Origin of the sequence: Veillonella parvula (genome assembly GCF_032575955.1) — a bacterium.
In the GTDB taxonomy this organism is placed as follows: Bacteria; Bacillota; Negativicutes; order Veillonellales; family Veillonellaceae; genus Veillonella; species Veillonella parvula_J.
Genome location: NZ_JAWFXN010000003.1, coordinates 41662 through 53893, shown reverse-complemented (window position 1 = coordinate 53893; position 12232 = coordinate 41662). Strand labels below are relative to the sequence as shown.

Sequence of the window (12232 nt, the reverse complement as noted above, 5' to 3'; positions counted from 1 at the left end):
AATATATTACAAAGTATTTTTACATTATATGAGTAACTAATCTCATATAGATTTAGGAGTACATATGTATAATCGAATTATTCTACTAGTAATGGACAGTGTCGGTGTAGGGCATGCAGCCGATGCGATTAAATTTGGCGATGAAGGTTCGAATACATTAGGACATATCGAAGCGGTAGCAGGACCTATTCGCTGTCCAAATTTAAAATCTCTAGGTCTAGCTAATATTGCTGATATATCAGCGTTTGATGAGCCTGTTATTGGCGCTTATGGTCGTATGGCTGAAACGAGTACTGGCAAAGATACGACAAGTGGTCATTGGGAGATGATGGGGCATCCTGTAACGGTGCCATTTCCGACATTTTATGATGGATTTCCGAAGGAACTGATGGATGTTTTCACAAAAGAAACGGGTTATGGATTTCTTGGTAATGAGGTAGCCTCTGGAACGGAAATTATTGAACGCCTCGGAGAAGAACATATAAGAACTGGTAAGCCAATCGTATATACATCGGCGGATTCGGTTTTTCAAATTGCTGCGCATGAGGATATCATTCCCTTAGTAGATTTGTATCGCATGTGTCAAATTACACGGGATAAAGTATGTGTCGGTGATTATTATGTGGGGCGTATTATAGCTCGACCTTTTGTTGGTACACCAGGTCATTTTGTACGCACCTCAAATCGTCATGATTACAGTCGTATGCCTGAAAAGAAAATGGTGCAACAAGAGTTACAAGATGCAAACATTCCAACAGTGGCAGTTGGCAAAATCGGCGATATTTATGCTCATGTTGGTTGGGATGCATCATATCCGACAAAGTCTAACACGCATGGTATGAACGTAGTTCCTTATCTGTTGGGCCAAAGCTTTGCACGGGGGTTCATGATGGTCAACCTTGTTGAATTTGATAGTCTGTACGGTCATCGGCGCAATGTAGAAGGGTATAAGTGTGCTATTGAAGACTTTGATTACCAATTAGGCGGTTTGTTGGACTTGCTTAAAGATGATGATTTACTTCTCATCACTGCAGATCATGGGAATGATCCGACTTGGAAAGGTACAGATCATACGAGAGAAATGGTGCCTTTGCTAGCTTATAGTCCAAGTATGAGTCATTCCGTAGCTTTGGGTGATAGACATAGTTTTGCGGATATAGGTGAAACAGTATTACAAAACTTTGGATTGAAACAATGGCATATTGGAAAATCATTTTTGGATATTCTGAAATCATAGATACATGCGATTCTATAATACTTTCTGTATCATTGGAACCATATATGTATGTATCTAGAATATTTGGGTGGCATAATATACTTTATTGATTATTTAAATACCGCAATACATGATAATTTGAAGTAATTACCATGTATTGCGGTATTTTTGTATACAAAATTTTAAACATATACAGGAAATTTATGTAGTTATGTGGAAATATATAAATATACATGAATACGCCCATGATTGTAAGTACGAGAGGAGGAATCATCATGAGAGAACAAGTACAAGGTAGTGTATGGGACAAAGTATTCAAAATATCAGAACGAGGCTCATCCGTATCGAGAGAGTTATTTGCGGGAGCCACTACATTTCTTTGCGTTTCTTATGTATTAGCTGTAAATCCTGCTATTCTTGGCGCTGCCGGTATGGATGTAGGCGCCGTATTCACGGCAACGGCTGTTAGTGCTATCATTATGACATTATTGCTAGCTTTGTATAGCAATATGCCATTCGCCGGCTTATCCGGTATGGGTATCAATGCATTTTTTGCTTACACTATTGTGGTCCAAATGGGACATAGCTTTGCCTTTGCGTTAACGGCTCAATTAATCGCAGGTTTAGCATTTTTACTAATCGCAGTTACACCGTTAAAAGAATATCTGTTTAATGCCATACCTCATACAATTAAATTGGCTGTAACAGCGGGTATCGGCTTGTTTATCGCTCTTATTGGTCTTAGTAGTGCTGGGCTTATCGTCAGCAATCCTGCTACTATTGTGAGCATTGGGGACTTACAGGCACCATCTAGCTTGATATCCATTTTGGGAATCATATTAATCGCCGTTTTTACGGGACGCAATGTAAAAGGAGGAATATTTCTAGCCGTTATCATTGCTGCGGTTGTTGGGTTCTTCTGTGGGATTACAAAGTTGCCGTCGACGATATTTTCTATGCCACCATCGTTGGCACCGATTTGGTTTCATTATGATATGAGCGAACTTTTATCTGTAGATATGGTATTTGTGGCCTTTACGTTCTTGTTCGTTAATTTATTTAATGTAGTTGGCGTATTGATTGGTCTTACAAATCAAGCTGAGGTGCCTCAAGATAAACAGTTGGGCGTACAAAGCTCTTGTATGAAAGTATCTGCATTAGGTACTATCATTGGTAGTGCACTAGGTACATCTCCTCATATCGTAGCGGTTGAATCGGCAGCAGGTATCGCAGAGGGAGGCCGTACAGGCTTGACCGCATTAACTATTGCAGGACTCTTTATAGCATCCTTATTTTTAGCGCCGTTACTCATGGTTATTCCTGTAGCGGCTACTGCTCCGGTACTTATCGTAGTAGGTCTATTTATGATGGCCTCTGTTAAAGATATAAACTTCGGTGATATTTCTGAAGGATTACCAGCATTTTTAACTATAATCATGATGCCTTTTGCTTATTCCATAGGTGTAGGTATTGAATGGGGTCTCATCAGTTATGTATTAATTAAGGTTTTGACTGGGAAATATCGAGATGTTTCCGGTGTCATGTATTTCTTGGCACTTATTTTCATTTTGAAAGAAATCTTTATGTAAGGAGGATCCTTATATGATACAATTTAATGAAAAAATTTCTCGACAGGCACAGGGGTTGGATAAGGCTACTGTCGTATTAAAGGGGGCATCTGTTTTAAATGTATTTACTGATGAATGGGTAAAAGCGGATGTTGCGATTCATGATGATACGATTATAGGCGTTGGTACCTATAGCGGTGAAACAGAATATGATTACAGCGGTAAATATATTGTTCCCGGATTTATAGACAGCCATCTCCATCTGGAATCAACCTTGGTAAATCCGAAAGAACTCGTATTTGAGGCCTCTCAAGTGGGAACGTTAGGATTTATTGTAGACCCTCATGAAGCCGGTAATGTAGCGGGTATTGCAGGTGTTGAGTACATGATCAATGAAACTGCATCGGCTCAAGGTGATGTATATGTTATGGCTCCATCCTGTGTGCCCGCTGTACCAGGTGAAGATAATGGCGCTATTTTAGATGGCGATATGTTACATAAGCTACAAGCTAATCCACGTATTTTAGGATTAGGTGAAGTCATGGACTGTTATAGTGTTATCAATAGTGATCCTTACATGATGAAAAAGTTAGATTACTTTAAAGATACAATTATGGATGGACATATTATTGGACTTTCACCAGAGCAAGTAGCAAGTTATCGTTTGGCAGGCATTACTACAAATCATGAATGTATTTCCTACAAAGAAGCAAAAGAGCAAGTTAAAAATGGTATCTATGTATGGATTCGTGAGGGCAGTGCGGCTCATAATCTAGACTCCATTGTGAAAGGGCTCGTAGAAGAGCAAGGGAATACGGAACGTTATGGTTTCTGTACAGATGATAAACATATTGAGGATATTCGTTCAGAAGGCCATATCAGCTATAATATTCGTCGTTCTATTGAACTGGGACTGGCACCAATCCAAGCTTATAAAATGGCCTCCACTCATCCGGCATCATGCTACGGTTTGAAACATTTAGGCGCTATTGCACCTGGCTATAGTGCTAATCTTGTAATTCTTAATGATGAACAACGCGTAGATATTCACGAGGTGTTTTATAAAGGAAAAATGATTGAACGTGTTCTCGTAAGAGAAGAGAAGGTTGTACCAGCTGAATTACTGCATACGATTAATATAGGTACTTTCACAAAGAATAAATTAGATGTTTTTGTTGAAGGTCCGCAAGCGATTATTAATATCGTACCTGGACAAATAGTTACACAAAAAACTGTTGAAGAGGTTCCTGTTGAAAATGGACTGTTCAAGCCTAATGCTGAGTACAATAAAATTACTTGTATCGAGCGGTATAAAGCATCTGGTAGAAATGGTATTGGTATTTTGAAAGGCTTCAATTTAAAAAATGGTGCTATTGCGTCATCCTTTGCACATGATTCACATAATCTGATTGTTGTTGGCGACAACGATGCAGATATGATGGTTGCTATTGAGCGTATTCGCGAAATTGGCGGCGGATATGTCATTGCTAGTAAAGGCAAAGTAGTAGAGGAACTAGCTCTTGAAGTAATGGGCTTAATCACAAATCGACCTCACGAAGAAGTAGATGCAAAAGTAGCTAAGATGAAAGATATTGCTTACGGTATGGGCGTGCCGAAAGGCCTAGATCCTTTTATTAATTTGAGTTTCCTTGCATTAACTGTAATTCCAGAAATTAGAATTACTACTACAGGTGTGATGGAGTTCTAGTGTTAAGTTTAATGAAACGCTAATATAAAAAGGGGCTGTAACAGAATGTGGTTTTACCACATTCTAGTTGCAGTCCCTTTTGCTTTTATCCTTGAAACAGGATGAGTTTATTTAATTATAGCAAGCCTTGATTTTCCATCATATCTTTAATATCAAGTATGGTAGATTTACATACTACATCATAATCTAATGAACCAAGGAAGTCTGCAAATTTAGTGTCATCTTCATTTTTACAGTTTCCATATGGAATTTTACCAAATTTTTGATATGGCTCTAGAATGCGATTTCGTCTGTGCTTCCACGTATTATAATAAGGACCTTTGAATTTAGTCATAAAACCATTGCTATCGACTAATACAAAGCCTTCAGATTCATGGAATGAATTTAGTTCCTTATTTATAATGCCTTGGAGTTCATCCATGGTAGAAACTTGTTGAACTGTTTTAACAATGGAAATCAAGTCAGTGTCATATTTTTGTAAAATCGTATAAAGTTCAGCTAATTTTTCTCTAGAGAATGGGACATCTATATGCTTACCATTTACGTCTAGAGTATTTTGAATCATATCGAGTACATAGAGATGGTCTTGGTCGTATTTAATAATATGAGTATCCTCTTGGCTGATGACCTCAAATATCATAGAGCAGTTATTACGTGCTAATAAATCTTTGATTTCTACTTGTAAGCCTTCAGGTAATCTATGGAAGAGGTTTTTAAATAAATCCACATGTATACCCTCTGTTGTAGATTTAGAGGCAAATACTAATTCTTCGTTGATAACGCCAAGAATGGCAAGGTAACCATTTTCTTTAGTTCGAATTTCGACTGGGAAAGAGAGGGTATTAGCTAGATTATCTAACTCTGTTTCTGGGCGCTCACCAAGATTAAAGAATTTATTATAACTACGTAATTTCACATCTCCTGTAATTTGATCCACAAATAATCCACGAGCTTGTACTGTACTTTCATTCCATAATCGTTTATGAAATACACGAGAGGTAAAGTTCAAGGAATATAGGTTGGGGGAACACTGTTTTACTTTTACTAATTTTGAATTGCCAATAATATTAATATCTTCGTTCTGTGTGAAGATGATGCGTTGTGTCATATTTTGGAATTCATGGCGCATATAATCTTTATCATATACATCGTTTTTTATTCCATTTTTTGTGAAAGTATTTGCTGTAATATCGATGTATTTTAGCTCTCCACCAAACTCAACTTCTCCTTCCAAACAGAAGGAGTACTTTCCATCTGGAACACCACGATGACCGTGAATTTGAATGAAGTCCTGACACATGTTTTGCTCGTAATTAGTATCATAGATATTAGCGATATTTGTTTCGTAAGCGCCAAACCCATTAATAAAGGTTGAGGTAGCTATGAAGGTCATATTAGGCACATAGGAGATACCACCATGGGAAACTAAATATTTTTTGCTATGAAAGCTAAAAGGATAACATTGACGAAGTGATTTATAAAAGAGTCGCAGTTCTCGTTGAAGTGATTCCACTTCTTTTTTCGTCATATCCTTTACGATAGGTGCTACCACATCTTTCATAAAGCGTTTAGAACGATCTAAATTTGTATGAAATGCAAAGTTTGCAATATGTCGCTCGTGATTGCCTTCTAACATAATTGTATTAGGGAATGCGCTGAGACGCATCATTTCGTACATCATTTCTTTGTTTTCAATACCGCGTTCTAAATAGTCACCGCAGAAGATGTATAATGTTTTTTCATCCCACGGTGTAATAGCTTGTTGTAATGCGGTGTAGCAACCGTGAATATCACCGATAACACGCACTCGATCATATCTATTTGTTAGATTAACCGTAAAGTAATTGTTGATTTCATCAATAGAGTTAATTTTTTTACAAAACTTTGGTAATGTACTTGTTTTAATCATTTTGTACATACGATGAATGACTTGCTCTGGCACTCGTTTGTAATCGACGCGAGCCGCATTACGGGCCAAGCAATCCTCTAAGGATGTATCTGGTTCATAGTAATATACAGTATATTTATATTTGTTAAGCAATTCTTTGTAAGCATTAACAGCTTTAGATGTAGTGTGGGTAGCATCTAAGACGACAAAGTCGCCATTGATCATTCGTTTTTCTAAACAATCTAGTAGGAGCTTCCATGCTGGACCATTATCCTCTTGTGAAATATACCAGCCATTCTCACCAAGGGAAGGGCTACGTAAAAGCATACGGAAATGATCGGCTTCAAGGGTGTAAGCCTCAAGATTGTTATCACGAATCCACTGAGACTTACCACTAGCAGGAGCACCACGCATTAATAATAGTGTTCTCATAGTAATAGTCCTCTAATCTGCCCATAGGGCGTAATAATATATCTGTATAACAAACGAAAAATATTTTATGATTAAATAGAAAAGGCCATAAAAAAAACAGTCTCAACGGATCCCCGAGAGACTGTCTTGCTTGCTTTTAAAATTATAAAGCGTTTACTTTAGCTGCAAGGTTAGATTTTTTGCGAGCTGCAGTGTTTTTATGAAGTACACCTTTGGAGGCTGCTTTATCAATTACGCTAGTAGCATGAACAAGTGCTTGTTTTGCTTCTTCTACTGCGCCTGCTTGAACAGCTTCAACGGTTTTACGAGCTGCTGTACGAATTTGAGATTTTACAGCGGCATTTTTCGCACGACGTTCAGCATCCGTTTTTACGCTTCTAATACTGGATTTAATGTTTGGCAATTGAGTCACCTCCTTAAAAATCGTTTCTTATACCTGAATGATTATATCATACCAAATATTGATACGCAAGGACTTTTCAGCCCAATATTTTCCTTAATGACATGATTTATAAAACATATTCTACTGTTTATTTATGAAAGCATATATGTGGTTTTTAAAATTAAATTAATCATTTATTTTATAGTGTAACAATATATTAATTTTTATTTATGAAAGTTAAAAGGGTCCTTATGTTATAATGAAGAATAGAATTAAGTGAGGTGTCTTATGAAAAAATTAATGATTATAGATGGCAGCAGTTTGTTATTTCGCGCATTTTTTGCATTACCACCGTTGAAATCCGCTTTAGGAACACCAACGAATGCAGTATATGGCTTCTTAACGATGCTCATTAAATTGTATGAAGAAATTAATCCTGACTATATTGCCGTAGCTTTTGATAAAGGTCGTCAAACATTCCGTACTGAAATGTATAGTGAATATAAAGGAAATCGTCCAGATGCACCTGAGGATTTGCGTCCACAATTTACTTTAATTCAAGATGTATTAAAAGCATTGGGTATTTGTGTCATCGAAGAAGAAGGCTTTGAAGGGGATGATATTCTTGGATCTTTAAGTAAAAAGTTTGGAGCCCCTGAAATGGCTGTCCAAATTATTACAGGTGACCGCGATAATTTACAGCTTGTAACAGAACATAGTCATGTGTTCTTAACTAAAAAAGGTATTTCTGATATGTTAGAAGTTACTCTAGATAATATGGAGGAGCTTTATGGTTATGGTCCTGATAAGGTTATCGAAATGAAGGCGCTTATGGGTGACTCTTCCGATAATATTCCAGGTGTACCAGGCGTAGGTGAGAAAACAGCGCTTAAATTAATTACCGAATATGGCAATCTTGAATCTGTATACGAACATATTGAAGACATTTCTGGTAAGAAATTAAAAGAGCGTCTCGTAGAGAATAAAGAGTTAGCCTTTTTATCTCGTGAGTTGGCAACAATAAAAACAGATATGGAGTTATCTTATAAAGTAGAAGATTTTGTACAAAACTTCCATACCTCTGAAGTACAGCCTTTATTTGAAACTTTAGGCTTCACTAAATTAACACCTCGCATTGTTCAAGTAATGGGGGGCGAGGAAGCAGCTTTTGGAGATCCAGGCTCATTATTTGCACCACAAGAGGAGATTTCCTTAGATGATTTAGCAGATGCTAAAGTATTAACAGCCGACTTCTATAAAGATAAAACGGTAGCAGTACATGTTATATTAGATGGAAAAACACCATTTAGAACGGTAACGAATACGTATCTATCTAATGGTGATACTATTGTAAAAACAGACGATACTAAAGCTGTTTTAGCTGTTTTACAAGGTGCTAAAGCCATCGTTACAACTCAGACCAAGGAGATTATCGAAGCCTTTGGTGCAGATGTGCCAGCTGAGATTTCTTTATTTAATGCTGATAAAACTGCTCGTGTTCACGATATGTCTCTCATTGCGTATTTATTAGATCCTACGCGTACTAATTATGGATATCTATATCTAACTGAGCGCTTCTCTGTACCTAGCATTGCTAGCGGTAGTGTAGATGTAGAATGCGTATCCATGGTGAAAGCATTACTCGCCATGAACGAAGCAGCTTGTGAATCTGCTCGTCGTGAAGAGTTATGGTCTTTATATGAAACGATTGAGTTGCCTTTGATTCATACTTTAGTAGTGATGGAAAAGAATGGTATCTATATCGATACAGAGAAGTTAGCGGAAACAACAACTCGTTTTAAAGAGGAACTAGCCCAAGTACAACAAGAGATTTATGAATTAGCTGGAGAAAATTTCAATATCAATTCACCTAAACAATTGGGTGTAATCTTGTTTGAAAAGATGAACTTGCCAATCATCAAGAAAACTAAGACCGGCTATTCTACAGATGCGGAAGTACTGGATATGCTTCGTCACGAAAGTCCGATTGTTGAAAAAATCTTGGCATACCGTTCTGTTGCTAAATTAGTATCTACCTATTGTGAAGGTTTGGCAGTTCTTATCAATGATAAGACTCGTCGTATTCATACGACTTTCAATCAAATGGTTACGGCTACAGGTCGACTTAGCTCATCTGATCCGAACTTGCAAAATATTCCTGTTCGTACCGAAAAAGGCCGTGAAATTCGTGCCTTATTCTATCCGGGTGCTGGATATGATACATTGGTGAGTGCCGATTACTCCCAAATTGAGTTGCGCATTTTAGCCCATTTATCTGGCGATGAAGCATTGATTAAAGCCTTTGTAGAAGGCAAGGATATTCACCGTTTTACTGCTGCAGAGGTGCTTGGTAAAGCTCAAGATGATGTAACTAGCGAAGAACGTTCTCATGCGAAAGCGATTAATTTCGGTATTATTTACGGTATTTCTGACTTTGGTTTATCTCGTGACCTTGGTATTACACGGGGTGAAGCTAAAAACTATATTGATCTTTATTTTAGCCGTTATCCTAAGGTTAAAGAGTATATGGATCGAATGGTTCAAGAGGCTCATGAAACAGGCAAGGTTCGCACTATGTTTGGTCGTCAACGCGAGTTACCTGATATTAATAGTCGTAACTTTAACCGTCGTTCCTTTGCTGAACGAACTGCAATGAATACGCCAATTCAAGGTACTGCCGCAGATATTATTAAGTTAGCCATGAACCAAGTGGAGCAAAAATTAGAAGAACAAAACTTTAAGTCTCGACTTTTATTACAAGTACATGACGAACTAGTACTTGAAGTGGTGAACTCTGAATTAGAAGCTATAGAGGAATTATTACGTAATACAATGCAATCTGTTGTAGAGCTACAAGTACCTCTTATTGTAGACGTACATCATGCAGAAAACTGGGCATTAGTAAAGTAATATATATTTATAATTAATAGAAGGTATATATGTTTAAAATTGGCTTAACTGGTGGCATTGCATCTGGCAAAAGTACAGTTCTTACATATTTTAAGGATAAAGGTATACCGTATATCGATGCTGATATTGTGGCTCGTGAAGTTGTAGAGCCTGGTACAAAAGGGCTAGAAGCAATTGTAGCTGCATTTGGAACCGATGTATTGCACGATGATAGGACATTAAACCGAGAAGCATTAGGGGCTATTATCTTTCACAATGAAAAAAAACGCCAACAACTGAATGGTTGTTTAAAAGAGCATATTCAAAATCGAATCATGGAGCTCACAGCTCATTATGAGGCACTGCATACACCAGTTTTACTATATGACATTCCTTTACTTATCGAAGGAGAGTGGTATACCATGATGGACGAGGTGTGGCTCGTATATGTGAATGAGTCAACTCAAATTGAGCGCTTAATGAACCGCAATGGATTTACCAAAGAGGATGCATTGGCTCGTATTAAGAGTCAAATGCGTCTTGATGACAAACGGACTTATGCGGATGTAATCATTGATAATAATGGTACAACTTTGGATTTAAAGAAACAATTAGATACCATCTGGAATGAGCGTATTGAATCAGTTCTATAAGAAAATTGATAATTGCCATTTTATGTGTCAAATTTGGTATATAAATAATAGTAATAAATGGTATAATAAGCCCATAAAACTTAGCATAATATTAGTTTAGCATTTGTTATATGTTAGATTTTGATGACTATTTTCAGTTTGTATGTAGAAAGGGGGATATATGAAACGTGCAACGGCAACGGCACTATCCTGTGTCGTACTAGGATGGTTTTATTTTACATATCTAGATGACCATTTCGCGCGTCAAATCGCGTATCCCTTTAACTATAAAGAGGAAGTTATAGCCGCAGCTGAGAAAGAGCAGGTACCTCCGTCTTTGGTGGCCAGTGTTATCTTAGCTGAAAGCAAGTATAAAAACACAGCGGAGTCTGAAACCGGTGCGCTTGGATTGATGCAACTCATGCCAGATACAGCTCGTTGGGTGGCACAACAAGTTGGGCATGGCAATTATACAGATCGTCAATTAAAAGAACCTACTATAAATATTGAGCTAGGTACTTGGTACCTAGGTCATTTGCTGAAGGAGTTTAATGGGGATCAAGTACTAGCATTAGCTGCTTATAATGCTGGTCGTGGTCATGTGGAATCGTGGATTCACGAAAATAACTGGAATGGAATGGTTGATACGATTCCGTTTCCTGAGACTCGTAGCTATGTAAAAGCAGTCTTACAGTATCAAGAAAGATATGAGGCATTATATGGAAACGATTATTGAAGCTTGTAAAGCCTTAGACTATTCATGGTTGCCTCAATCTATTGAAGGCTTTACACTAGTTACCTCTACTGAAACTGACTATACAAAGTTAGCTAATCGTATTAGTGCTGGTGAAGACGTATTGAAGGTACCTATTTTCCACTATCAAAACGATTTGGGATGGCGTTGGTCAGCCTTATATGATAAAGAGGTAGAGGACTATACAGTACATATAGAAATGCCACTATTTTCCTTTGTGGACATTTCTTTTGTGCGAGCCGATTTAGAGTCTTTTTGGACAGGGCTACAAGAACGATGTGTAAAAGGGTTAACCAATATGTTAATAGAACCTGCTAATAACTTTACCTTTACTTATCGTCGCCGAGGAATTCCTGAATGGGACTTCTCACAAGTTATGCCTGAGGAGTTAGAAGGTTTTGTACGCGATATTGATCCAGCCCATGCGATTCGCATGATTAATGGGTCTTTTATCATCGGCGAATACCGTAAGATGGACGAGTGTACAGGCTTACTATTGTATTATAATGAATTACGTGATGAATACTTTGCGGAACTTCGGTATAAAAGCTATCCAGAAATTGACCATCATTTAGATGCAAAAAATCTAGATGATTTAGCATTGTTATTGCGCGAGCATTTAGGTGCTATATTAAAAGGTTTGAATGAGCGCATTGATTAAAGTTTGGATAGATTTAACTATGCTATTTTTTGTCATTTGTTTGTTTTTATAAAATGACTTATGTGGGATTGGTTTCTTTAATGCCCATTAGAAAACGTAGAA

The 12232-nt window shown here is 37.4% G+C and carries 9 protein-coding genes; 7 read left to right on the top strand and 2 right to left on the bottom strand.

Annotated elements, in window-relative coordinates:
* The first annotated feature begins 64 nt into the window (after positions 1 to 64).
* The 3 genes from E7L28_RS04420 to ade all read left to right on the top strand — a co-directional run bounded on the left by E7L28_RS04420 (position 65) and on the right by ade (position 4492).
* Entirely contained in the window at positions 65 to 1237 is a 1173-nt protein-coding gene (locus E7L28_RS04420; RefSeq protein WP_316691897.1) for a phosphopentomutase, read from the top strand.
* Between the two features lie 254 nt (positions 1238 to 1491).
* Entirely contained in the window at positions 1492 to 2805 is a 1314-nt protein-coding gene (locus tag E7L28_RS04415; RefSeq protein ID WP_278469402.1) for an NCS2 family permease, read from the top strand.
* Positions 2806 to 2818: 13 nt separating this feature from the next.
* Entirely contained in the window at positions 2819 to 4492 is a 1674-nt protein-coding gene (gene ade / locus E7L28_RS04410) for an adenine deaminase (RefSeq protein WP_316691898.1), read from the top strand.
* A 115-nt stretch (positions 4493 to 4607) separates the two neighbouring features.
* Here ade and E7L28_RS04405 read toward each other — a convergent pair whose 3' ends face one another.
* Both E7L28_RS04405 and rpsT read right to left on the bottom strand, forming a co-directional pair.
* Positions 4608 to 6812, bottom strand: coding sequence for an RNA ligase (locus tag E7L28_RS04405; RefSeq protein ID WP_316691899.1), 2205 nt, complete (start codon positions 6810 to 6812; stop codon positions 4608 to 4610).
* Between the two features lie 142 nt (positions 6813 to 6954).
* Complete coding sequence (rpsT, locus tag E7L28_RS04400; RefSeq protein WP_004692998.1) at positions 6955 to 7215, bottom strand: 30S ribosomal protein S20; 261 nt, start codon at positions 7213 to 7215, stop codon at positions 6955 to 6957.
* A gap of 267 nt (positions 7216 to 7482) precedes the next feature.
* Here rpsT and polA point away from each other — a divergent pair, with 267 nt between their 5' ends.
* The 4 genes from polA (at position 7483) to E7L28_RS04380 (ending at position 12130) form a co-directional block, all read left to right on the top strand.
* Complete coding sequence (polA, locus tag E7L28_RS04395) at positions 7483 to 10104, top strand: DNA polymerase I (RefSeq protein WP_101928210.1); 2622 nt, start codon at positions 7483 to 7485, stop codon at positions 10102 to 10104.
* A 29-nt stretch (positions 10105 to 10133) separates the two neighbouring features.
* Positions 10134 to 10736, top strand: a complete 603-nt coding sequence (gene coaE, locus E7L28_RS04390; protein WP_012864252.1) for a dephospho-CoA kinase — start codon at positions 10134 to 10136, stop codon at positions 10734 to 10736.
* Positions 10737 to 10896: 160 nt separating this feature from the next.
* A complete protein-coding gene (locus E7L28_RS04385; RefSeq protein WP_012864253.1) occupies positions 10897 to 11451 on the top strand; it encodes a lytic transglycosylase domain-containing protein in 555 nt (184 codons plus the stop codon).
* Positions 11435 to 12130: a hypothetical protein gene (locus tag E7L28_RS04380; protein ID WP_316691712.1), complete on the top strand. Its 696-nt coding sequence runs from the start codon at positions 11435 to 11437 to the stop codon at positions 12128 to 12130. Before E7L28_RS04385 ends, E7L28_RS04380 begins: the two co-directional genes overlap by 17 nt.
* Positions 12131 to 12232 lie beyond the last annotated feature (102 nt).

Coding starts and splice junctions, on each gene's coding strand:
- coaE (WP_012864252.1), top strand. CDS start 10,134: ATGTTTAAAATTGGCTTAACTGGTGGCATTGCATCTGGCAAAAGTACA.
- polA (WP_101928210.1), top strand. CDS start 7,483: ATGAAAAAATTAATGATTATAGATGGCAGCAGTTTGTTATTTCGCGCA.
- E7L28_RS04420 (WP_316691897.1), top strand. CDS start 65: ATGTATAATCGAATTATTCTACTAGTAATGGACAGTGTCGGTGTAGGG.
- E7L28_RS04405 (WP_316691899.1), bottom strand. CDS start 6,812: ATGAGAACACTATTATTAATGCGTGGTGCTCCTGCTAGTGGTAAGTCT.
- E7L28_RS04385 (WP_012864253.1), top strand. CDS start 10,897: ATGAAACGTGCAACGGCAACGGCACTATCCTGTGTCGTACTAGGATGG.
- E7L28_RS04380 (WP_316691712.1), top strand. CDS start 11,435: ATGGAAACGATTATTGAAGCTTGTAAAGCCTTAGACTATTCATGGTTG.
- ade (WP_316691898.1), top strand. CDS start 2,819: ATGATACAATTTAATGAAAAAATTTCTCGACAGGCACAGGGGTTGGAT.
- E7L28_RS04415 (WP_278469402.1), top strand. CDS start 1,492: ATGAGAGAACAAGTACAAGGTAGTGTATGGGACAAAGTATTCAAAATA.